Below are 24003 nucleotides of genomic sequence, written 5' to 3'. Positions count from 1 at the left end.
AAATGGAAGACAATTATATCGTACAGGTACAAAGCCAAGTAAAAGGCTTGGTAGATGAACTCAATGCAGTATTAACCAATGCAGGATTATGGGGTGAAGCAGGAGGGTATAAACTCTTGACCCAGTCCTTCCTATATAAGTTTTTAAATGATAAGTTTCTCTACGAAGCCTTAGTCGTTGACAATAACTATGATTATCAAGGTCTTTTGGACCTTTCTGAAGAGGATTATGACTGGTTTTTAGACGATATTGGGACTAAAACTGCTCATCTAAAACCTGAACAATTGATTGAAAGCTTACACCGTCAACAGAACCAAGCAGATTTTTCTGAGATTTTTGAACAAACGCTCAATCAGATTGCCATTGACAACAATGCTATTTTCTCAGTTCATACGGATGGTGGAACAGATATTCGCCTCTTTGATCAACGCTTGATTACGGATACCATTTCTGATGCCAGCAAGCGAAATGAAGTGGCGGCTTCTATTATCAATCTCTTGGCGCGTGTTAAATTTGACCAGCAGATCTTTTCACAGGGCTTTGACTTCTTCTCTACCTTGTTTGAGTACATCATTAAGGACTACAACAAGGATAGTGGAAAGTATGCGGAATACTACACACCTCACTCTGTTGCCAAAATCATCGCGGCTATTTTGGTGGGAAATGATCAACCAAGTAACGTCAAAATCTACGATCCTTCTGCTGGTTCAGGGACTCTCTTGATGAACTTAGCTAGCCAGATTGGTACCGACCGTACCAGTGTGTACAGTCAGGACATTTCTCAAAAATCCTCTAATCTCTTGCGTCTCAACTTGATTCTCAATGGCTTGCAGCATTCCATTCACAATATTGTACAGGGAAATACTATTCTCAACAATCGTCACGTGGAGAAGATGGACTATATCGTGTCCAATCCTCCTTTCAAACTAGATTTTTCTGAGTGGCGAGATCAGGTAGAAAGCCTGCCAAATAGTAGTGAACGATTTTTTGCTGGTGTGCCAAAGATTCCCAACAAGAAAAAAGATAGTATGGCCATTTACCAACTCTTTATCCAGCATATTATCCATAGTTTGAAGGAAGACGGGCAGGCAGCTATTGTCTTGCCGACAGGATTTATCACTGCTCAGTCAGGTATTGACAAGAAAATCCGTCAGCACCTAGTCGATGAGAAGATGCTGGCAGGAGTTGTGTCCATGCCGTCCAATATCTTTGCGACCACAGGCACCAATGTCTCTATCCTCTTTATTGACAAGAAGAATAAGGATGATGTGGTCTTGATTGACGCTTCTAATCTGGGAACCAAGGTCAAGGAGGGCAAGAACCAAAAGACCGTCCTTAGCCCAGAAGAAGAAGTGCAAATCATTCAGACATTCATTAACAAAGAAGTTGTCGAAGACTTCTCTGTCAAGGTCAGCTATGAGGAGATTGAGGCCAAGAACTATTCTCTCAGTGCAGGTCAGTACTTTGACATCAAGATTGACTACGTTGATATTAGCCAAGAAGAATTTGAAGAAAAAATGCAGGGCTACCAAGACCGTCTAGCCAGCCTCTTTGCCCAATCCCATGAATTGGAAAAGGAAATAGCAGAGCAGCTGAGGAGGGTGAGGTATGAGTGAGGTTAAAACTTGTGAACTTGGAGATTTGATTGAGTTTCAAAGGGGGTATGATTTACCGAAATCTGAGTTTAGGAACGGTCCTTATCCTGTACAGTCTTCAAATGGAATATTGGGATATCATATCGATTATAAAGTTGAGGGACCAGGAATAACAATCGGACGGAGTGGAACTGTGGGAATACCTCATTATTTGAATGAAAACTTTTATCCACATAATACAACTCTTTTTGTTAAAGATTTTAAAGGAAATGATAGGAAATACATATATTATCTTTTAAAACATTTAAAATTAAATGATTTTAAAACTGGTTCGGGCGTTCCAACCATGAACCGTAATCACTTACATCCATTAAAAGTAAATGCTTTTATTGATAAAAATTATCAAGTTAAACTCTCGTCTATTTTATCAATTCTCGACCAAAAAATCGCTCTGAATAACCAAATCAACGAAGAGTTGGAGGCGATGGCTAAGACGCTTTATGATTATTGGTTTGTGCAGTTTGATTTCCCTGATGAAAATGGTAAGCCCTACAAGTCCTCTGGTGGTAAAATGGTCTATAATGACCAACTCAAACGAGAAATCCCAGAAGGGTGGGGAGTGGATTCGTTATGGAATATTGCTACTTTTTATAATGGTTTAGCTATGCAAAAATTTCGACCAGCATCTGAAACTGATGAAAGTCTTCCAGTAATAAAAATTAGAGAAATGTTTTCTGGTTTTTCAAAAGATACAGAAAAAGCAAGCACTACTATACCTAAAGAAGCTATTATTGAAGCTGGTGATATTTTATTCTCATGGTCAGCAACTTTAGAAGTTATACTTTGGGGAGGGGAGAAAGGGGCTCTAAATCAACATATTTTTAAAGTCACCTCAGAAAAATATCCAAAATCTTTTATTTATAATGAGTTAAGAAGTTACTTGAAAGTGTTCAAAACCATTGCTGAACTTAGAAAAACAACTATGGGACATATTACTCAAGATCATCTGAAACAAGCTATGATAATTGTTCCTCCAAATGATTTAATAGATGAGATTCATAATCGTATATCCCTTATATTGAAGCAACAATTGGATTTGAAACAACAAAACCAAGAACTGTCCCAACTCCGTGATTGGCTCTTGCCAATGCTCATGAATGGACAGGTGAAGGTGGAGGAGTGACAGATGTTTAATGAAAATGTTATTATTTCTCCTCGACAAATTAAGATATTTACAGCATTACTTGATAATAAAATTGTTGAAAAAATACTAACTAATGACATTGAACTACCGTATTTTGATTAAGAAAAATAATATATTTTTCTAGGCTCCATTAGAGTTCTGTTCATACTTAAATTCCCCCTAATCTTTTCGACTAGGGGGACATTTTTTATGTTGTCTCCAACTCCTTTTCTTGTGGTAAAGTTGTTATAATTTCTATTGCAGTAGCATTCGCTTCAACTTTGGATTTCTGTCTATTCCGTTCTGAAAAACCTTGGCGAATGTCGTTTAGGACTTGTAGGATGACCTTCTCACTAGCGTCGGCATTATAACTTATCTTATTGACCAAGTGGTTATATAGAAGAACATAGTCTTTGAGCATGGTTTTACGGATTTTGGCACTATCAATCTTGACACGTGTACTTGTATCTTGACTGCGTTGGAGATATAGACTATAGGATTTTTCTTGACTCTCACGCAGATTAGCGACAACTTCCTCTAACATTAGCAAGGTGACTGCTTCAGAGTAAGGTGTTTGTGCGAGTCGTGCGAGTAGGGAATCAATCAAGGCAGATGATTCTTGCATATTTGCAGTAGGAGCAGTCTTATACAATTTGACCAGTTCTTGTAATAGGCGATAGGCCTTTAACTTTTCATCTGTTCGAGCATTTTGAAAGAGTTTGAGACCACCTACAAAGGCCGCAAAATCAATATTTCGGATTTTAAGAGCTTGCTTTAGTTCTTTGGTTAAGTCAGACCCTCGTTTCTGTTTGAGACTCTCTTTCATCAAGGGTAAGGAATCTTCTAAACGTTGTGTCAGATCAGCAACCATAGGATCATTGCTTGAAGAACGATACTGTTTTAGGGTATCGACTGTGCTGTTCATGAGTTGAACAAACTCTGCCTGATTCAAATGTTGGGCGTATAATGGGATTCGGATTTTCATTTAATATACCTCGCTTTATTTTTTTATCCGGTTATCTATTTATTCGTTAAAGAAAATCAAAAACGTGCAAAAATTGAAAAATTTTTTAAAATTTGAAAAGATGTTTCTCAAGAGTAAGTTGAATGTTATAAATTTTTAAAAGTAGTATTTCAAACAAAATGATGCGTTTTAAAATTTTAAAAGTTGCCACAGATTTCTTTTTACAAGTTTTAAAAAGTTTTTTGATGCAAATGAGATTGTTTTATTCTTTTTCAATTTGAAAAAAAGTAAAACTGCTTATGGTTGCCTGATTATTTATAAAAGACAGTTAGATTTTTTATACCACCTAACCTTTTCCATGTTACAATAAGGTATCATATTTTGGAGGTGTTATATGAAGTGGAATAAAAAACTTGCAGTTTCAGCTGTTTTGTTGGTGAGTCTGGTATCTCTATCTGCCTGTCAGTCTATTGCTAACTGGTGGAAGAATACCAAGGAAGAGTGGATTGGCTTGGAGATGACTGTTCGGACCTTTGATGAGAATTCTCAGTTAATAGATGAAATGTCTGGTAAGTCCTTGTCGATTTCGCGGAACGAGGAATTTGACTCTGTGGATGCCGAAGGCAATTCCAATGCAGATTCGTCTGTTTTGAAGGTGACACTTGGTGAATATGAGATTGACCATGTCGGGTCCTCTTTGATTGCATCGGAAGAAGGGCTGGAGGATCTCTATGCTAAGTACCAGACGACTGTTGATGTGACCAATTATGATCACGCTCTTCCTTTGGTCAATCGTATGGTTTCCAGTCTCAAGAATGATTTTACTGGTAAGGCCAAGGTGGTCTTGATTCGTTCGCAAAATGGTACACCACTCGCAACTTATGCTGGGGATAAGGTATCACTTTACGCTTCTGATGCACCAAAAACTTCCGAGCTTTTGATTGACGGTAAGCGTTTGGTCATCTATCGTTGTGACTATACCATTTATGATAGAGAATTATTGGAGAACTAAATGATAGAAATTCGTTCAGCACGGCTAGAGGATGCTGCAGACCTGGTGGCAATTTATGCTCCTTATGTAGAAAAGACAGCCATTACCTTTGAGACTCAAGTACCGACTGTGGGTGAATTTGCAAGTAGGATTGAAAAGACCTTGGGGAAGTTTCCCTATCTGGTCGCAGTAGAAGAAGGAAAACTTCTTGGTTATGCCTACGCTTCAACCTATTATGCCCGAGCTGCCTATGACTGGACGGTGGAATTATCTGTCTATATCCAGCAAGAAGCTCGAGGAAAAGGAATCGGCTCCATGCTCTATGATGCCTTGGAAGAGGACTTGACGGCGCGTGGTTTTAAGAATTTCTTGGCCTGCATTTCTCTGCCAAATCCTGCCTCCATTTCCCTCCATGAGAAGAGGGGCTACGAACAAGTAGCTCATTTCAAACAGGTTGGTTATAAATTCGGGAGATGGCATGACATTGTTTGGCTTCAAAAATCATTAGTAGGTGGCTCGAATGGATATTAAAGAACTAGAAAAACGCTTATTGGCTGTGGCAGATTCAAGTCAAGCCCAGCCCATGAAAGCCTATATGAAAGATCACTTTGACTTTTTAGGTGTTCGGACACCGGAACGGAGAAAGATTTCTAAAGCTTTCTTCAAGGATTTCAAAGCTTCAGGTATTGACTGGGATTTTGTAGAGACTTGTTGGACCAAACCCTACCGTGAATTTCAGTATGTAGCCATTGATTATCTAGTTACCAAGAAAAAAGATTTGGTCTTAGCTGACCTTCCTCGACTGAAACAGCTGGCCCAAACCAAGTCTTGGTGGGATAGCATTGATGGTTTAGACAAGTTAGTTGGCAAGATTGCTTTGGACAATCCAGAGGCCAAGCAGACGATTTTAGAATGGAGTCTTGATGATGATTTCTGGTTGAGACGAATCGCCATTGACCACCAGTTATTACAAAAAGAAAAGACAGACACGGAGCTCCTGGAGAAAATCCTCGTCAACAACCTCAATCAGACTGAATTCTTTATCAATAAGGCGATTGGCTGGAGTTTGCGAGACTATTCCAAAACCAATCCCGATTGGGTGCGAAACTTTTTAGCTCAATATAGCAGTCAAATGGCAGGACTATCCATTCGTGAAGCAAGTAAGTATATCTAGGAGGTGGCTATGTCTAAGATGTATGAATTTGAGGCAGTCATTCATCCTGTTCCAGATAAGGGTGGAGCCTATGTCATTTTTCCCTACGATATTCGTCAGGAATTTGGCAAGGGCAGAGTAAAAGTGCATGCAACATTTGATGGCTATCCTTATGATGGTTCGATTGTCAACATGGGTATTAAAGATAAAGATGGCAATATCTGCTATATCATTGGTGTCCAGAAAGCTATTCGAGCTGCCATTGGAAAACAGGCAGGTGATAAGGTTCTGGTAACGATTCAAGAACGTCTTGAGTAGATGGACTTGCAAATCTTTCAGTTTGTGGTAGAATAGATTCATGCGATGAGCCGAGTAGTGGGTGGTGATTAAAGTTCAGCACGCTCCTAAGAGTTCGTGTCAACATCTCAGCGCAGTGGTTGATTGGCAGATTTGTTCGTGTTTTGCACTCCAAATCTGACCTAATCAACTGTGCGGGGGTGGGAAGACGAACTCTTGGTTGACTGGTTGAGTTCTTTCCCACTCCCTTCGACGCTAGGGAGGTCTTCATTTAATTGAAACGCAGGAGCGGACCTTGGATAGTTGTGTGAACCGGCTATTCTCGTCGGAAACGATGCCCTTACCCACCTTTAAGGTGGGCTTTTTTATATTCTAGTCTTTCCATTTATTGAAATTATGGTATAATAAGTAAATATAAAATTTTTAGAAAATTTTGAAGAATTGACATAAAGGAGATACTTATGGCTTATGTAGTAGCTGTTGTTGGTGCGACTGGTGCAGTTGGTGCCCAAATGATTAAAATGTTGGAAGAGTCAACGCTTCCAATTGAGAAAGTGCGTTTCTTAGCGTCTGCTCGTTCAGCAGGCAAGACCTTGCAGTTTAAGGGACAAGATATTGTCATTGAAGAAACAACAGAAACAGCTTTTGAAGGTGTGGATATTGCTCTCTTCTCAGCTGGTGGCTCTACATCTGCTAAGTACGCGCCATACGCAGTAAAAGCAGGTGCGGTTGTGGTTGACAATACCTCTTATTTCCGTCAGAATCCAGATGTTCCCTTGGTTGTGCCAGAGGTCAATGCGCATGCACTTGATGCCCACAATGGTATCATTGCTTGCCCTAACTGCTCAACCATTCAGATGGTGGTTGCATTGGAGCCAGTTCGTCAGAAATGGGGCTTGGAGCGAATTATCGTATCGACTTATCAAGCTGTTTCTGGTGCTGGTATGGGAGCAATTCTAGAAACTCAAGCTCAATTGCGTGCTGTTTTGAATGATGGTGTTGAACCAAAAGCGGTTGAAGCAAACATTCTTCCTTCTGGTGGCGATAAGAAACATTACCCAATCGGTTTCAATGCCATTCCGCAAATCGATCTCTTCACTGATAACGACTACACTTACGAAGAGATGAAAATGACAAAAGAAACTAAGAAGATTATGGAAGATGATAGCATTGCTGTTTCTGCTACCTGCGTTCGTATTCCAGTTTTGTCTGCTCACTCGGAATCTGTTTATATTGAAACAAAAGAACTCGCACCGATTGATGATGTAAAAGCAGCTATCGCAGCCTTTCCAGGTGCAGTTTTGGAAGACGATGTAGCTAACCAAATCTATCCACAAGCTGTCAATGCTGTTGGTAGTCGAGATACATTTGTTGGCCGTATCCGTAAGGATTTGGACAAGGATAACGGTATTCATATGTGGGTGGTTTCTGATAACCTGCTCAAAGGTGCAGCTTGGAACTCTGTTCAAATCGCTGAAACCCTTCATGAGCGCGGCTTGGTTCGTCCAACTGCGGAATTGAAATTTGAATTGAAATAAGTTTATTGTTGATATAAACACTGAAAGGCTGCTATCAGCCTTTTTTGGCAAGAAAAGAGAGGTAACCTATGTCTATTCAAGATTTGCGTGATGTAAAAATTATTACGGCTATGATTACGCCCTTTAAAGAGGACGGTGCAATAAACTATGATGTTTTACCAGAGTTGGTTGAGCATCTATTGGCTCACCATACGGAAGGGATTTTGTTGGCAGGAACAACTGCTGAAAGTCCAACCTTGACTCACGAGGAAGAGTTGGAACTGTTTGCGGCAGTTCAAAAGATTGTCAATGGCCGCGTTCCTTTGATTGCAGGTATCGGTACAAACGATACGCGCGATTCGATTGAGTTTGCTAAGGAAGTAGCGGCATTCGGAGGCTTTGCGGCAGGTCTTGCCATCGTGCCTTACTACAACAAGCCTTCTCAAGAAGGAATGTACCAGCACTTCAAGGCTATTGCGGATGCCTCTGATTTACCAATCATTATCTACAACATCCCAGGTCGTGTCGTGGTCGAAATGACACCAGAAACCATGTTGCGTTTGGCAGAACATCCAAATATCATTGGGGTCAAAGAGTGTACTAGCCTTGCCAATATGGCTTACTTGATTGAAAACAAGCCAGAAGATTTCTTGATTTATACAGGTGAAGATGGTGATGCCTTCCATGCTATGAATTTGGGGGCTGATGGCGTAATTTCTGTTGCCTCTCATACAAATGGTGATGAGATGTATGAAATGATCGAGGCTATCGAACAACAAGATATTCGAACAGCAGCAGCTATTCAACGCAAATTTATTCCTAAAGTCAATGCCCTCTTCTCTTATCCAAGTCCTGCTCCTGTTAAGGCAGTTCTTAATTATATGGGATTTGAAGTTGGCCCGTTGCGCTTACCATTGGTACCATGCCCAGAAGAAGATGCCAAACGCATTATCAAAGTCGTAGTGGACGGAGACTACGAAGCAACCAAAGCGACCGTAACAGGAGTTGTACGACCGGATTATTAAAAATGTCTGGGGGACATTTTTAACCCGAGCCAAGAAATGCGAAAGCGAGGACAGTCAGGGGAGTGACTATTTTAACGTGAGCCTTGAAATAAGAGAGCGAGCAACGTCCGCTGGACGTTTTTAACCCGAGCCTAAAAACTCAAATATGAGGACATCCAGGGCGTCAGCTGCCATTTTCGACGTTTTATTTAGATTTATTCAAGCACATCATAAAATAGGTGTGCTTTTTGTTTGGATATGTAAACCTTTTCAATAAGAATTTGCCCTGTTAATGCTATAATGGAGGATAAGGGAGGAATCAGGATGAATATTGTAATTATTGGTGCTTCATTTGCTGGTTTGACAGCCGCAATGGAATGCCAAAAACGCTATCCACAAGCGACGATTTACTTGATTGATAAGGAAGAAAGTATCGGTTATTTTCCCAATGCGCTCAATTGGAAAGTAAAAGGAGAAATTTCAAGCTGGGAAGAAGCGAGGGTTGGCTATTTTGAGGGGCTAGAGCAGTCGGCAGTTCATTTCTTACTTGGATGGGAATGCATTTCCATAGAAGCCGCATCTAAAAAAATAAGGCTAAAAAAAGAAGAAAGCACGCAGGAATTATCCTACGACTATCTTATTTTAGCCATGGGAGCTCAACAAGTTTGGGAACATCAGTCGGTTGATCTTTCAGAAAAAATTTTGACAACTAAATCCCTTGGTCAAGCCAAAAAGAGCTTAGAAAAGCTTGGAGAGGCTGGAAGAGTAACAGTGATAGGAGCTGGTCAAATTGGTCTTGAAAGTCTAGAGGCTCTCAGTCGTTTACCGATTAAAATCAGGTTAATAGAATCACAAGAATGGCCCCTAGCCAAGTATTTCGATCAAGACATGGTAGATTTTATCTGGGAAGAGTTTGATCGAATTGACCTCGACTATCATTTTTCGGAAACGGTTAATGAAGTTTACTTGGATGAGATGGGTCAAGTCCAGTTAAACAGTTTGCAGGGAACTTATCTGTCAGACTTTGTTCTTTTAGGTACCAATTTTAGGCCCCATTCAGATTTGGTAGAAGGATTAGTGGACCTGCATACAGATGGTAGTATTCTGGTGGATGATTATCTTGAAACCAGTCAATCTGGAATTTTTGCGGTAGGGGATTTAATTCGGATGCCAGTTACCATGTTTGGGAAGGCCTACCTGCCTATGATCAACCACGCTATGTTGACAGGACGTCTGGTTGCTGAAAATCTTCTGGCTAAGAAAAAGCGCTTAAAGCCTGTTCAACGCATTGTTTCCACCCATGTGTTTGGCTATAATCTGACTAGCGTAGGACTGACGGAAAGGGAAGCAAACTTGTGGTTGGACACAGACACTATTCGCATCCAGCAACCATTCAGCCAGTGGAATGAGAAAGAAATAGACTTCAAAATGGTGGTCAGTCGAGGGGATGGACGTATTCTTGGTGGTCAATTGGTATCTTCCTCTGACCACATGGCACAGATGAATGTATTGGCACTAGCTATTTCAAAAAATATGACAGTTGAGGACTTGTTACAAGAATCTTGGCTTTGTTTGCCTGGTAGAACCGATCTGCAACCATTCATTATGGAAGCAGCCAATCAGTATTTCTGGCAAAAATCTGATCAAGAATAGGTGGTGATTGTGTGCATATTCTAGAATTATTAGAAAAACGTGAGCGCGCTATTTACCAGCTCTTTCTTCTCTTGCGCAAGTCCGTTGCACCTATTGGAATAAAGGAAGTTGCCCAGGAGCTCCATCTGTCTAAATCTACCTTGTTACGCTATATAGAAAGTTTCTCTGAAGAGGTTAAAGAGGAGCAGTTTGGTCTTGTCTTTCAGATTAAAGAAGAGGAAATTGTCTTACAACGCGGAGCTAATTTATCCAGCCAAGACCTGTTTGCCTATCTCTTTAGAACCAGTATCAAGTACCAGATTTTACTTTATTTTTTTGATAAAAACGAATGCTCTATCCCTATGCTAGCTCAAGATTTATTGCTGAGTGAAGCTACTTTGAACAGACACCTTTCGACATTAAACAAAGTTCTGAAAGAGTTTCAGGTGAGCATACGGAACGGTCGTTTGCGGGGTAGTGAGTTGCAAATTCGCTATTTTTATTATCAATTATTCTGGCTGACTAGGCCTTTCAAGGAATTAGAACAAGATCGGGTCTTTAGGGAGCAACTTGCTCATCTGCCGATTTTTGAACGCTTTTATCAATCCCAGTTTAATCCTCGACAGGCCCATCAGTTGGCTCTCTGGTTGATGATTGTCCAGAAAAGAATGCGATTGAAGGATTTGGATTTCCAGGCAGTTTATCAGTTAATGGCTCCCTATGAGCAACATAAATTTTACCGTCATTTACGCCAGCTCTTTTTAACCTTACGCCAGCAAGCATCTGCTTCCTTTCAAGAGGGGGACACTATGTCTGTTTTTGCCTTCTTGTTTAGCCAAGGGATAGTGGCAGCCCATCAATTAGAACAGGTCTTGGGCTTCGGTGGACCCATTATGGAAGCAACTAGTTGGGCCTTTCAACGGGTAAAAATTCTCTTGAAGACAGATTTAACAGTGGAAGAAGGCGAACTATATCATCTCAATCAGGTTTTTAGTCAGCTCTATTTTTTCATTTCCTGCATCGATAGTGGCTTTGATGAGTTGGCTAGTTATGATTCTTTCATGCAAGAGGCTGCTTCTAGTATCTTGCACCATGTATCTGAGGAGATTTTTGGGCGAAGGCAAGCCCCAGCCACCAGCCTTTTGCTATCCTTGACACAATTATTTTCATATTTTATGCAGGTGGAGCCAACCATGGTGAAAATTGGGTGGGCCTCCAGTTATCCGTCTGTCATTAGTTCTCCCATTTTACATGTCTTATGTCAGTCCTTAGAACGAAATCGGTCAATTCAAATCGAGCCTGTCCAATCAGACCAATCCTATGATTTGGTTATTTGCCATGATTATCCTTGGCAGCAAGATCCATCTTATCAGATCTATGGATTGCCAACTGATCAGGAGTTGAAGGATATAAAGAGCCTTATTCAGACCATTCATCAGCGCAAGTTGGAACAGTCTAAACGTTTGGTCGAACGCAAGCAGTTTCGGATTGAACGGCGGTGATAAACTTTCTAGTTTCCTAGGAAGTTTTTCTTTTGTCGCAAAAAGACAACTTTATCAGTTTTTTTTGAAATTATAAAAAAATTGATAAGATTATTTTTGAAAAATAGATTACAATAAAATCACAAGGAAGTCGGAAACGCTTTCAAAAATAAGATAAACCTACAAGGAGGACAGGAAATGTCTGCAGAAAAATACATTATGGCCATTGACCAAGGTACAACAAGCTCACGCGCCATCATCTTTAACAAAAAAGGTGAAAAAGTTGGTAGCTACCAAAAAGAATTTACGCAAATTTTCCCTAAACCAGGTTGGGTAGAGCACAATGCCAATGAGATTTGGAATTCTGTACAGTCTGTTATTGCAGGTTCCTTTATAGAAAGTGGTGTTCGTCCAGACCAGATCGAAGGGATTGGGATCACTAACCAACGTGAAACGACAGTTGTTTGGGACAAAGAAACAGGACTTCCAATCTACAATGCCATTGTCTGGCAATCCCGTCAAACATCACATATTGCTGATCAGTTAAAGGCGGATGGACATGCGGATTTGATTCATAAAAAGACTGGTCTTGTAGTAGATGCCTATTTCTCAGCAACAAAAGTTCGGTGGATTTTGGACCAAGTTCCAGGTGCACAAGAACGTGCTGAAAAAGGTGAGATTCTCTTTGGAACTATTGATACTTGGTTGGTTTGGAAATTGACCAATGGTAAGTGCCACGTAACAGATTACTCAAACGCTGCCCGCACCATGCTTTACAATATCAAGGAACTCAAGTGGGATGATGAAATCCTTGAACTCCTCAATATTCCAAAAGCTATGTTGCCAGAAGTTCGTTCTAATTCAGAAATCTACGGAACAACAGCGCCATTCCACTTCTATGGAGCAGAAGTTCCTATTTCTGGTATGGCAGGTGACCAACAAGCAGCCCTATTTGGACAATTGGCATTTGAGCCAGGTATGGTGAAAAATACATATGGAACAGGTTCCTTCATCGTTATGAATACAGGTGAGGAAATGCAGTTATCTGAAAATAGCCTCCTCACCACTATCGGTTATGGCATTAACGGAAAAGTTTACTATGCACTAGAAGGTTCAATCTTTATCGCTGGTTCTGCAGTTCAATGGCTGCGTGATAGTATGCGAATGGTGGAAACATCGCCTGAGTCTGAAGAACTTGCTCGTAAGTCTACTAGCAATGATGAGGTCTATGTAGTACCAGCCTTTACGGGACTTGGGGCTCCATATTGGAATTCAGATGCGCGTGGATCTGTCTTTGGCTTAACTCGTGGTACAAGCAAGGAAGATTTTGTGAAAGCTACTCTTCAATCTATTGCCTATCAAGTTCGTGATGTTATTGATACCATGCAATTGGATACAGGAATTGATATTTCTGTCTTGAAAGTAGACGGTGGTGCTGCTATGAATAGCCTACTCATGCAGTTCCAGGCAGATATTCTTGGTATCGAGATTGCCCGTGCTAAAAACTTGGAAACAACTGCACTTGGCGCAGCCTTCCTAGCAGGTCTTGCAGTTGGTTTCTGGAAAGATTTGGATGAATTGAAAGAATTAAACGCAGTTGGACAATCCTTCCAGCCAGCTATGAACGAAGCCCGCAAAGAACAGCTCTACAAGGGTTGGAAAAAAGCTGTTGCTGCAACGCAATTATTTGCACAATTGGATGAAGAGTAAAAAGTTAGAAAGTGTGAAAACATGGAATTTTCAAAAGAAACACGTCGTTTGGCGATTGAAAAAATGCAGGATAGACAGTTGGACCTTTTGGTTATCGGTGGTGGTATTACGGGGGCTGGTGTAGCCCTCCAAGCTGCTGCTAGTGGCATGGAAACTGGCTTGATTGAAATGCAGGACTTTGCTGAGGGAACTTCAAGTCGTTCAACTAAATTGGTTCATGGTGGACTACGTTACCTCAAACAATTTGATGTAGAGGTAGTTTCTGATACAGTTTCAGAACGTGCAGTAGTACAAAACATTGCTCCTCATATTCCAAAACCAGATCCAATGCTCTTACCTGTCTATGATGAAGAAGGATCTACTTTTAGCCTCTTCCGCTTGAAAGTGGCTATGGATCTCTATGATCTCTTGGCTGGTGTTAACAATACGGATCTTGCCAATAAGGTGTTGACAAGAGAAGAAGTGCTGGAACGAGCACCACATTTGAAAAAAGAAGGACTACTTGGTGGCGGTGTTTATCTGGACTTCCGTAACAACGATGCTCGTCTGGTAATTGAAAATATCAAACGTGCAGCCAAAGATGGTGCCTTGATTGCCAGCCGTGTCAAAGCGGAGAAATTCATCAAAGATGAGGCTGGAAAAGTTGTCGGTATTGTCGCTCGTGATTTGCTGACAGATAGCACCTTTGAAATTCGTGCGCGTTTGGTCATCAATACAACAGGACCATGGAGTGACGAAGTGCGTAACCTTGGAGGAGAAGGCTCAGGTGTTCTCCAGATGCGTCCAACCAAGGGTGTGCACCTAGTTGTCGATAGCTCTCGTTTGTCTGTGCCTCAACCAACTTACTTTGACACTGGTCATGCTGACGGCCGTATGGTCTTTGTTCTTCCTCGTGAAAACAAAACATATTTTGGTACGACTGATACAGATTATACTGGGGATTTGGCGAATCCAATGGTAACCCAAGAAGACGTTGACTACCTACTTGATATTGTTAATAATCGCTTCCCAGAAGCAAACTTGACCCTGGATGATATTGAGAGCGGTTGGGCAGGTCTTCGTCCACTCTTGTCAGGAAATGGTGCTTCTGACTACAACGGTGGTAACAATGGAAAACTCAGCGACGATAGTTTCAACAGCTTAATTGAAACAGTCAAAGGTTATTTGAACAATGAAAAGACCCGTGATGATGTGGAACACGATTTGACCCATCTGGAAGGTAGCGTTTCTGAAAAACACTTGGATCCGTCTGCTGTATCGCGTGGTTCTGCCCTTGACCGTGATGAGAATGGTTTGCTCACACTTGCCGGTGGTAAAATTACCGATTTCCGTAAGATGGCTGAAGGTGCAATTGAAAAAGTAGCAGACATCCTCAAAGAAGAACATGGTCGTAGCTTTAAACTCATCAATTCTAAGACCTATCCTGTATCTGGTGGTGAATTGAACCCAGCTAATGTAGCAGAAGAAATCGAACACTTGGCTCAATTAGGTGTGAAAAAAGGTTTGGAATACGATGATGCTCTCTATCTAGCTAACTTGTACGGTTCAAATGCGCCAAAAGTATTTGCCTTGAACCATAAAGTAGAGGCTGTGTCTGGATTGAACAAACGTGATTTGCTTTCACTTCACTATGCCATGAAGGAAGAAATGACCTTGACAGTAGTGGATTATCTTCTCCGCCGTACCAATTATATGCTCTTCATGAGGGAACAATTGGATGCAGTAGCACCTGAAATTATCAAGGAAATGGCGGCTTACTATAGTTGGACAGCAGATGAACTTGCACAGCAAGAAGCTTTGCTTATAGCTACTCTTAATAAGAATGATTTGACCTATCTAAAAGAAAAATAATATACTGGAAACAGAAGTGATTTCGAAATCACTAAGCAATTAAAATTTAAGAAATCATTAGCTTGACTAATGAATACATGTTGGAGGAGAAGAATGAAATTTTTACGTTCAACAATCGGCTATATGATAGCTGGTATGATTGTCATGAGTGTTTGGGGAGCCTTTGCAGAAGCCTATGGCATTATCGGAGGATTCTTCGCAGCATTTATCATCATCGGCCCAATGTGGTACATGAACCACTACCTAGGTCTGATTAAACATGATGCTGATTCAGCTTTCGTTGACATGGGGCTTGGGATTGCAATCTGCGGTATTTTTCGAGATGCATTTATGAAAGGTTTTGGTACCGTTGCAGATTCTCTGCCTACTATTCTATTGGTTGTTGTTGGTGCAACTATCGGTGGATTGGTAGCTGCTAAGATTGAAGAAGATATGGAAAAAGATTAGGAGGGAAATCATGACAATTCAACAAGCAATAGCAACACTTGTAGGTGCCTTCGTCTTCCCATTTGTTATTCGACTAACCTGGGGGAAAATGGTAGAACATTTTGGACCAATAGGTGGCTGGTTGGCAGCTTCAATGGTTGTTGGTACAGTTTGGTGCCTCAATCACGGAGTTGGTTTAATGTCTCAATCTGGTGATGCATGGGTCGATATGGGATTAGCTGCAGGTGTAGGTGTCTTCGTAGCTTCAGCAGCCAGAGGTGGAAAAGTTGGTAAAGCAACCAATAACATTCTTGCGGCCCTTGTAGGTGGTATCCTAGGTGGTCTCATACTATCATTCTTTTTATAATAGAAACAAACAGCTAGAATATTTTTCTAGTTGTTTTTGTTTAGATTGTTTTAAGGAAAGTGCCTTATAATAAAATCATCTTTTTCATATAATCTCCTAGAAGCACTTGAAGTCATTCAGGTGTTTTCTTTGTGCATTTTTCTTGATTTTATAACTAATTAGTGATAAAATGCATTCATATTAAATATCGAGGTAAAGCTATGAACAATACTGGTATTCATCATATTTCAAGCTTGGTAGGAAACATTCATCAAGCCTATCATTTTTATCACCATATTCTTGGATTGAAATTGACCTTGAAAACTGTCAATCAAGAAGATTCAAGCATGTATCATCTCTTTTTCGGTGATGAAGAGGGTCGCTACGGAACAGAATTTACTATTTTTGATATGCCCAATCATCCGAGTCATCGATCTGGCAGCAATCGTTTGGAACGAACTGTTTTTCTGGTCAAAGATTTTGCTTCCTTGGAATTTTGGCAGAAAAGACTGACAGAGTTTGAAGTGGAAAATGAAGGAATTCAGGCTTTTGGAAATGGGCATATTCTGAATTTCCAAGATGAAGATGGGCAGTTGCTTGGCTTGACCTATCATGACGTTATCGGAGAAATGTTTCCGTATGAAGCGGATGACATTCCGTCAGAATACGCTATTCTTGGCATCGCCAGTCTTCATATGCGAATTCGTGAAGAAAAGGAGTTGTTATCTTTGCTGACAGAGACTTTTGGTTTTGTCGAGGAAAGTCGATTTGTCTTTGAGGAAAAGATAGTGATTTCTCTTCTCTTTGATAACAACTTCCAACATCGACTTTATCTAATTCTTGACCAAGAGTCGCCAATCAGTGTGATGGGAGTCGGGGCCATTCATCATATCGCATTTGGTGTCTTAGATGAGTCCGACTTGGAAGACCTGATTAGCCGCTTAAATCTCATCAATCGTCCACATTCTGGAATTATCAATCGAGATTTCATGCATTCCTTGTACTTCCGAGCGCCCAATTACCTTATGTTTGAGGTGGCAACCATGGCTGGTGAGCGCGAAGCGGAAATGCCAGTTCAGAATGAAGAATTGGATCAGGTAGACCTATTTTTGCCAAGTTTCTTTGAGGAGGAACGACAGGAAATTGAAGAATCTCTTTCACAACGATACTAGAGGATACTAGCATGAACTATCATTTCGAGGATGGGACGAATTCCCGTCTATTAGTCTTTTTCCACGGCACAGGTGGTAACAAGGACTCCATGCTCTTTCTGCGCCAACAGTTAGATCCAAAAGCTTCTGTCCTTTCCTTCGATGGCAGTTGGGGCCAAGGCAGGGAAAGGCGGTTCTTTGCACCGCTGATCGACGGTCAGTTGGATCTTGTCGATTTTGAAATGCACTTGTCGGCTTTTCTGGATTTTTGGCAGGACTTAGATATTCAGCCCTACCAGCAGGTTACCTTCGTTGGATTCTCAAACGGTGCCAACTTCATCATGGGCTTGTTAACCAAACAGTCAAACCTGGCGGACAATTATATCTTGCTCCACCCTTCGGCCTTAGGTTATGCTTTTCCTATGGAAAATAGCAGAGCAGAGATTTTATTTACACTGGGGCAGAATGACCAACTCGTCGACCAAGTCGCTCTTGAACATCTTGTAGATGACTGGCAAGCGTCAGCTTTTCCCAGAACCAACCTAGCTCGTTTTGACAAGGGCCATTTTTTAAGTCAGGATGAATTGACCTACGTGGGAAATTGGTATCAAGAAAGAATAGACAAAAAGACCTGAACAAATACGTTCAAGTCTTTTATGTGTCTTAGATGAGTGTTTCCAATTTATCCACCAAGGAACCGACATAAGCAATAGTTTCTTTAAGTGGTTGGTCAGTGGAAACGTCAACACCTGCGTGTTTTGCAAGGTCCTGAGCAGAAAGGCTAGCACCGAGTGACAAGGTTTCCAACCATTTTTCAACAACTTCTTCAGGATGTTCTTCCAATTGTTTTGCCATAGCAGTACCGATGGTCAAACCAGCTGAGTAAGTATATGGATAAAGTCCGATGTAGTAGTGTGGCTGACGCATCCAAATTAGACCTGCATCGTCACCAATTTCAAAGTCCTCACCCCAGAATTCTTTAATCACATCTAACTTGATTTGGCAGAGAATATCACCATTGAGGTATTCTTCATTATCCAAACGAGTATAAACTTCACGTTGGAAGGCAGCTTCCAGCAAGTGAGTCACCATGTTGTGGAAGTAAGTACGGCTGATCAACTCACTAATCAAGTAAGCTTGGAAGCCAGGGTCTTGGTTGTTTTTCAAAAGAGTGTTACATGTCAAGACTTCGTTGGCAGTAGATGGTGCTTCAATGAAGTAAAGGGACGGGTCATAACTGAGTACACTTTGTTTCTTAGCTAATTGGAAATGCCCTGCGTGTCCTAACTCGTGAGCCAATACCAAGACTTCGTTCATCAAGCCTGTCCATGAAAGTAAGATGTAAGATGGCCCATCATATAGTGTTGCACAGAAACCACCAGTAGCCTTACCTTCGTTTTGAGCAAAGTCAATCCAACGCTCATCAAATGATTGTTCAATCATTTTCACATAATCTTCACCAAGAATGCCCAAGCAGTCAATCAAGAATTGTTTGGATTCTTCAGGGGTGATGCGTTGGTTGTATTCAGAAGGTAGACTGATTTTCAAGTCAGCATGGGTAATTTTTTCCAAACCATGAGCTTTAGCAACCAATTTCACATAGCGACGCATGTGAGGAGCCAGTTCTTTCATGATGACATCAATCTGGCGGTCAAACAGGTCACGAGATACGTTTTGACGGTGCAAGAGGAAGTCAATCGTATTGTCAAATCCACGCAGGCGAGCTTCGATTTGTTCATTTTTGATATGAGACAAATAGGTCGCAGCAGTCGTGTTCTTGTATTTTTTCAAGGTTGAATAGAAACCATCTGCAGAGTTACGGCGAATTTCTGTATCGTGGCTCAATTCATAATCATTTTCAAATAGCACATAGCTATTACCAAGTGTTTCGCCATTGGCCTCGAAGTTATCAAAGGTCATATCTTCAAACTTGGTCACACCGTAGTTGTTGTATGCCTGACCAAGGGTTGGTGCAAAGTTTGATAAGAGTTCTTCTTGTAGCGGATGAAGTTGATGTGGCTTGTCACGGAGAATGCTGTCGAAGAATGCAGCCCATTGTGGTTGCTCTTCTTTTAATTCAAGAAGAAAGGCTTCATCTAATTGACCAAGTTCTGAAAAGAGAAAATCTCGTTGAGGACGTGTCTTAGCAGAAACTAGGTCGTACTCGTTGGCCAGGCTCGCTAATTCAGTATTCATCTTATCAACTTCTAAAGGCAAGAAGGCATAGTGAGAAAGTCTGCTATCAAGAATAACGATTTTTTCATATTCTGTTAAAGCAGAAATAATGGTATCTTTATCAGTTAATTTTCCTTTGTACGTCGATTCAAAAGCAACAACTTGATTAGTGTAGGCAGCTAAATTTTCTTTGTAGTTTTCAGGGGTTGGAAACAGCAAATCGGTATTCCAAGTGAGTTGTACATCAATTTCTTGACGTTTAGGCATTGCGTTCGTCATGATTTTCTCCTTATTTCATTTTAATAGGTCCATTATATCATACTAAAGGGCTTTCAGCGAAAATAAGCCAAGGAAAAATTTATGAAAAAGAATACTTGACAAAATGTATAAAAACCTAGATAATATAAGTATGAAAGGGTTTACTGAAAACCAGAAAGGAGCTGTTTATGCAAGTTATCAAACGTAGTGGGGAAATTGTTGAATTTGATCCAGATAAAATTTATCAAGCAATTATCAAGGCGGCTCAAACGGTTTATGTGATTGATGATACTTGGCGTCAGAATTTAGCGCAAGTGACCAAGAAAGTTGTATTAGATTTAGAGGAAGCACATACAGAGAGACCGACTATCAGCATGGTACAATCACAAGTGGAACATCGTTTATTAGACGCTGGCTATATTGCAATTGCAGAGCATTATATTTCCTATCGCTTGCAACGTGATTTGGAGCGTAATGGATATGCTGATAAAATTATTGTTCATTTGCGCTTTGAGCAAGTACGGTAATAGGTAGGAGGATCAGAAGACTGGTCTTAGATTGAAGAAAGAGTTCGAAATGGACGCGTTCTTCAATCTTTTTATTTATGTTAAAATAAAAAACTTTCCAAGGGATATTTTTTTGTACATAATTTCACATATTCACTTGATTATTCTCATAAAAAGTTGTAAAATATAATTGAAATAACAATATAATAAAATAAAAATATTTTACAAGGAGGTTGTCTATGGCAACATTTTACGTTCCAGCGGTCAATTTGATTGGTCGCGGTTGTGTCAACGAAATTGGTGGCTATGTTAAAGAATTGGGCTATAAAAAAGCCCTGCTTGTTACAGACGAGTTTCTGTTGACAAGTGATATTCTCCCAAAAGTGACTAAGCCATTGGATGAAGCGGGTGTAGATTATGTGGTTTTTAGTCATGTGGATCCAAACCCGACCTGCAAGAATGTTTATGACGGACTAGCTGTTTTGCAGGAAAACGACTGTGATTTTATCATCTCGGTTGGTGGTGGCTCACCACAGGATGCTGCAAGTTGTATTTCCATCATGGCGACAAATGGAGGCCAACCTCAGGATTATGAGGGACTTCATAAATCTGAGAAAAAAGGTCTGCCAGTCGTTGCAATCAATACCACAGCAGGTACATCTGCGGAGATTACCATTAACTATGTAATTACCGACGAAGACCGTAAGGTTAAGATGGTTATGGTAGATAAAAACAGTTTGGCCGTTATGTCTGTCAATGACCCGGAACTCATGATTTCTAAACCAGCAGCCCTAACTGCAGCAACAGGTATGGATGCCTTGACTCACGCGATTGAAGCCTTGGTAACACCAGGTGCCTATGGAGTGACTAAAAAATTGTCTATGGGTGCTATCGAACTCATCAAGGAGTACCTACCTCGTGCTGTTGAAAATGGTCAGGATATTGAGGCTCGTGAGGCCATGGTTCATGCTATTTTCCTCGGTGGTATGAGCTTTAACAACGCTGGTCTTGGTTATGTGCATTCGATGGCCCACCAATTAGGAGCAGTTTATGATTTGCCACACGGTGTCTGCTGTGCCATGATTTTGCCAATCATTGAACGGGAAAATGCCAAACGTGTGCCGGCAGCTTTCCGTGATGTTGCAAAAGCTTTAGGATTAGATATTACTGGAAAGTCTGACGAAGAGTGTGCTGACTACGCTATCGCTCAAATCGAAGAATTGTCAGCTAAAGTTGGCATTCCTAAAAAATTGACAGAATTGGATATCAAGGAAGAAGACTTTGATTTCGAATATCTTTCTAAGAACGCTTTGATTGATGCCTGCGCACCAGGTAATCCCTTCATGCCAACCTTGGAAGAGACAATCAGTTTTTATAAAGAACTTTTCTAAACGATTTCTTTAAAGAATTAGAAAAACCAGTAGATTTTTAATCTGCTGGTTTTATTGTGCGATAGTTTGTAAGAGGACTTCAGGTGTGGTTGTTGGCAATATGCGTACTCGATTGAGAGTGAGTAAACCATCACTAGCGGAAGCTAATCCTTCGTTTGTTGTGACACCAAGTTTATAGCCAGAATTTTCTGCAATTGACAAAGTATCAGCAGAATAACGACCAGCTGGATAGGCAACAGCTAGTGTATCTTGGTTGAGGTTGGTATCTAGATAGGTTTTAGAATTCTGTAATTCTGTTGTCTGTGCTTCAATGGTACTATATTCTAAATCTGGGTGAGTGACGGTATGACTTTGGAAGGACATGCCGTTGGCCTGCATTTCTTTCAGTTGGTCAAGTGTGAGATGGCCTGCCATACCACTTTCTGTTCGTCCAGTGATAACATTATTTGTTGCTTTCATGTTGTATTTTTTCAAGATAGGGTAGGCTATGTCGTAGAAATCCCATAGACTATCATCAAATGTCAACCAAACAACTTTTTGACCCGCAGGTAGGACATTTTCTGTTAAGACTTTGTAAGCCTCTTCAGGTGATAATGTATAGTAGCCTGCATTCTGAAGAGCTTGTAACTGGCTTTCAAATGTCGTTGGATCGACAATAAGATTAGCATTGGCGCTTTCTTCTGGAGCCATAACATGAATCGCATGGTACATGAGAATCGGGACCTTGACAGGTTCTGTTTGTTGTTCCCAAGTAATCTCTGTACTTGCCTGACTCGAACTGCTAGAAGATTCAGCTACTGATGAAGTCGTTGTCGTTGTACTGACTTGGCTACTGGAAACAGTAGTGGCTTGGTTGTTTTGTCCCCAAAGACTAGCTCGATTAAAATAGATAAAACTGGCTAGACTAATAAGAAAAATTGTAAGCAGGAGTCCAGTAAACCAAGCTGTATTTTTTTGTTTCTTTTTTCTTCTACTAGAACGACTGTAGACCATATAACTCTCCTTTTTTCCTGTTACATTCATTATAGCAGAATTTTCTAAAAATTTGTGCTATAATAATGAAAATACATCTAAAGGAGTTTCTATGTCAGTAAAAATCGCATTATTAGGATTTGGTACAGTTGCGAGCGGTGTTCCATTTTTGTTAAAAGAAAACAAGGATAAGATTGTTCAAGCTGCGAAAGAAGAGATTGAAGTAGCTAAGGTCTTGGTTAAAGATGAAGCTGAAAAAGAACGTTTGTTGGCAGCAGGTCATGACTATCATTTTGTGACTAGTGTAGAAGATATTTTGACTGATGATGAGATTGTCATTGTTGTTGAACTTATGGGGCGTATTGAGCCTGCTAAAACTTTCATTACGCGTGCACTTGAAGCAGGCAAGCACGTTGTAACTGCCAATAAAGACTTACTTGCTGTCCATGGTAGTGAACTTCGCGCTATTGCGGAAGAACATAATGTTGCTCTCTATTATGAAGCTGCCGTAGCTGGCGGTATTCCAATTTTGCGTACTCTGGCCAATTCCTTGACATCCGATAGAGTGACGCGTGTTTTAGGGGTATTGAACGGTACATCTAACTTTATGATGACAAAAATGGTCGATGAAGGTTGGACCTACGATGAAGCTTTGAAAACAGCACAAGAATTGGGTTATGCTGAATCTGATCCAACCAATGATGTTGAAGGTATTGATGCGGCTTACAAGGCTGTTATTCTGAGTCAATTTGCCTTCGGTATGACCATTGATTTTGATCAAGTTTGGCATAAGGGGATTTCAGGTATTACACCAGAAGATGTAGCAGTTGCTCAAGAACTAGGCTATGTAATTAAACTAGTGGGGGATATTCAAGAAACCACCTCTGGTATTTCTGCTGAGGTATCACCAACTTTCCTACCAAAAAATCATCCGTTAGCAAGTGTGAACGGGGTTATGAATGCTGTTTTTGTTCAATCTATTGGAATCGGCGAGTCCATGTACTATGGTCCAGGTGCTGGGCAAAAACCAACTGCAACAAGTGTTGTTGCAGATATTCTACGTATTGTTCGTCGTCTGAATGATCAAACTGTTGGTAAGGCCTTTAATGAATATAGCCGTCCACTTCGTTTGGCAAATCCAGAAGACGTTAAGAGCGAATATTACTTCTCTATTCAGGCTCCAGACAAGACAGGTACCCTCTTGCGTCTAGCAGAGATTTTCAATGCAGAGGAAATTTCCTTTAAGCAGATTTTACAACAAACCGCCGACGGAGAACAGGCAAATGTGGTTATCGTCACACATAGTATGAGCAAGACTCAGCTGGAAAATGTGACGGTTAAGCTGGACGATGCGGCTGATTTCACTGTGAAAAATACCTTCAAGGTTTTGGGAGAATAAT

Annotated in this window: 22 protein-coding genes; 19 read left to right on the top strand and 3 right to left on the bottom strand. The window is 40.7% G+C overall.

The genetic code is table 11. From position 1 onward, the window contains the following. Positions 1–2 precede the first annotated feature (2 nt). Together AC4CS8_RS05245 and AC4CS8_RS05240 are read left to right on the top strand one after the other, a co-directional pair. Positions 3–1616, top strand: a complete 1614-nt coding sequence (locus AC4CS8_RS05245) for an HsdM family class I SAM-dependent methyltransferase (protein ID WP_493892279.1) — start codon at positions 3–5, stop codon at positions 1614–1616. Next, the gene (locus AC4CS8_RS05240) at positions 1609–2778 is read left to right on the top strand and encodes a restriction endonuclease subunit S (RefSeq protein WP_493892278.1); all 1170 of its coding nucleotides are present in this window, start codon (positions 1609–1611) and stop codon (positions 2776–2778) included. The genes AC4CS8_RS05245 and AC4CS8_RS05240 overlap by 8 nt, the downstream gene beginning before the upstream one ends. Before the next feature lie 208 nt (positions 2779–2986). Here the strand turns inward: AC4CS8_RS05240 and AC4CS8_RS05235 are convergent, their stop codons facing one another. Then, positions 2987–3763: a DUF6261 family protein gene (locus AC4CS8_RS05235; RefSeq protein WP_493892277.1), complete on the bottom strand. Its 777-nt coding sequence runs from the start codon at positions 3761–3763 to the stop codon at positions 2987–2989. 373 nt (positions 3764–4136) lie between these two features. On the opposite strand from AC4CS8_RS05235, the gene AC4CS8_RS05230 reads away from it, so the two are divergent. The 14 genes from AC4CS8_RS05230 (at position 4137) to AC4CS8_RS05165 (ending at position 17936) form a co-directional block, all read left to right on the top strand. After that, a complete protein-coding gene (locus AC4CS8_RS05230; protein WP_493892276.1) occupies positions 4137–4754 on the top strand; it encodes a DUF5052 family protein in 618 nt (205 codons plus the stop codon). Then, positions 4755–5264, top strand: a complete 510-nt coding sequence (locus AC4CS8_RS05225; protein WP_493892275.1) for a GNAT family N-acetyltransferase — start codon at positions 4755–4757, stop codon at positions 5262–5264. After that, entirely contained in the window at positions 5254–5907 is a 654-nt protein-coding gene (locus AC4CS8_RS05220) for a DNA alkylation repair protein (protein WP_493892274.1), read from the top strand. Before AC4CS8_RS05225 ends, AC4CS8_RS05220 begins: the two co-directional genes overlap by 11 nt. Positions 5908–5916: 9 nt before the next feature. Beyond that, positions 5917–6204: a DUF1905 domain-containing protein gene (locus AC4CS8_RS05215; RefSeq protein WP_493892273.1), complete on the top strand. Its 288-nt coding sequence runs from the start codon at positions 5917–5919 to the stop codon at positions 6202–6204. A gap of 440 nt (positions 6205–6644) precedes the next feature. Next, positions 6645–7721, top strand: a complete 1077-nt coding sequence (locus tag AC4CS8_RS05210; RefSeq protein WP_493892272.1) for an aspartate-semialdehyde dehydrogenase — start codon at positions 6645–6647, stop codon at positions 7719–7721. Positions 7722–7789: 68 nt separating this feature from the next. Then, positions 7790–8725 (top strand): 4-hydroxy-tetrahydrodipicolinate synthase, encoded by a 936-nt coding sequence (dapA, locus tag AC4CS8_RS05205; RefSeq protein WP_493892271.1) that lies wholly within the window; start codon positions 7790–7792, stop codon positions 8723–8725. A gap of 303 nt (positions 8726–9028) precedes the next feature. Next, positions 9029–10357: an FAD-dependent oxidoreductase gene (locus AC4CS8_RS05200; protein WP_493892270.1), complete on the top strand. Its 1329-nt coding sequence runs from the start codon at positions 9029–9031 to the stop codon at positions 10355–10357. Positions 10358–10368: 11 nt separating this feature from the next. Next, positions 10369–11838, top strand: coding sequence for an AcpB/EbpR/MafR family transcriptional regulator (locus tag AC4CS8_RS05195; RefSeq protein ID WP_493892269.1), 1470 nt, complete (start codon positions 10369–10371; stop codon positions 11836–11838). A gap of 177 nt (positions 11839–12015) precedes the next feature. Then, positions 12016–13527 (top strand): glycerol kinase GlpK, encoded by a 1512-nt coding sequence (glpK, locus tag AC4CS8_RS05190; protein WP_172097620.1) that lies wholly within the window; start codon positions 12016–12018, stop codon positions 13525–13527. A 21-nt stretch (positions 13528–13548) separates the two neighbouring features. Next, the gene (glpO, locus tag AC4CS8_RS05185) at positions 13549–15378 is read left to right on the top strand and encodes a type 1 glycerol-3-phosphate oxidase (protein WP_493892268.1); all 1830 of its coding nucleotides are present in this window, start codon (positions 13549–13551) and stop codon (positions 15376–15378) included. Between the two features lie 93 nt (positions 15379–15471). Beyond that, a complete protein-coding gene (locus AC4CS8_RS05180) occupies positions 15472–15825 on the top strand; it encodes a Lin0368 family putative glycerol transporter subunit (RefSeq protein ID WP_024378540.1) in 354 nt (117 codons plus the stop codon). A 10-nt stretch (positions 15826–15835) separates the two neighbouring features. Then, positions 15836–16171, top strand: a complete 336-nt coding sequence (locus tag AC4CS8_RS05175) for a Lin0368 family putative glycerol transporter subunit (protein ID WP_024378539.1) — start codon at positions 15836–15838, stop codon at positions 16169–16171. Positions 16172–16371: 200 nt separating this feature from the next. Further along, positions 16372–17322 carry a VOC family protein gene (locus AC4CS8_RS05170; protein WP_493892267.1) on the top strand — a complete coding sequence of 317 codons (951 nt, stop codon included), beginning with the start codon at positions 16372–16374 and terminating at the stop codon, positions 17320–17322. An 11-nt stretch (positions 17323–17333) separates the two neighbouring features. Further along, positions 17334–17936, top strand: coding sequence for an alpha/beta hydrolase (locus AC4CS8_RS05165; protein ID WP_493892266.1), 603 nt, complete (start codon positions 17334–17336; stop codon positions 17934–17936). A gap of 28 nt (positions 17937–17964) precedes the next feature. Here AC4CS8_RS05165 and pepF read toward each other — a convergent pair whose 3' ends face one another. Next, a complete protein-coding gene (gene pepF / locus AC4CS8_RS05160; protein ID WP_493892265.1) occupies positions 17965–19755 on the bottom strand; it encodes an oligoendopeptidase F in 1791 nt (596 codons plus the stop codon). A gap of 167 nt (positions 19756–19922) precedes the next feature. On the opposite strand from pepF, the gene AC4CS8_RS05155 reads away from it, so the two are divergent. Together AC4CS8_RS05155 and AC4CS8_RS05150 are read left to right on the top strand one after the other, a co-directional pair. Further along, positions 19923–20261 (top strand): ATP cone domain-containing protein, encoded by a 339-nt coding sequence (locus tag AC4CS8_RS05155; RefSeq protein ID WP_493892264.1) that lies wholly within the window; start codon positions 19923–19925, stop codon positions 20259–20261. Between the two features lie 218 nt (positions 20262–20479). After that, complete coding sequence (locus AC4CS8_RS05150; RefSeq protein WP_493892263.1) at positions 20480–21631, top strand: iron-containing alcohol dehydrogenase; 1152 nt, start codon at positions 20480–20482, stop codon at positions 21629–21631. Positions 21632–21682: 51 nt separating this feature from the next. On the opposite strand, the gene AC4CS8_RS05145 is transcribed toward AC4CS8_RS05150, so the two are convergent. After that, positions 21683–22624, bottom strand: coding sequence for a polysaccharide deacetylase family protein (locus tag AC4CS8_RS05145; protein WP_493892262.1), 942 nt, complete (start codon positions 22622–22624; stop codon positions 21683–21685). 91 nt (positions 22625–22715) lie between these two features. On the opposite strand from AC4CS8_RS05145, the gene AC4CS8_RS05140 reads away from it, so the two are divergent. Continuing rightward, positions 22716–24002 (top strand): homoserine dehydrogenase, encoded by a 1287-nt coding sequence (locus tag AC4CS8_RS05140; protein ID WP_493892261.1) that lies wholly within the window; start codon positions 22716–22718, stop codon positions 24000–24002. Position 24003: the final 1 nt, after the last annotated feature.

This window comes from Streptococcus sp. NSSLK0004, assembly GCF_059039125.1.
The sequence above is the reverse complement of the archived record's forward strand: the minus strand, read 5'-3'. Positions and strand labels throughout refer to the sequence as shown.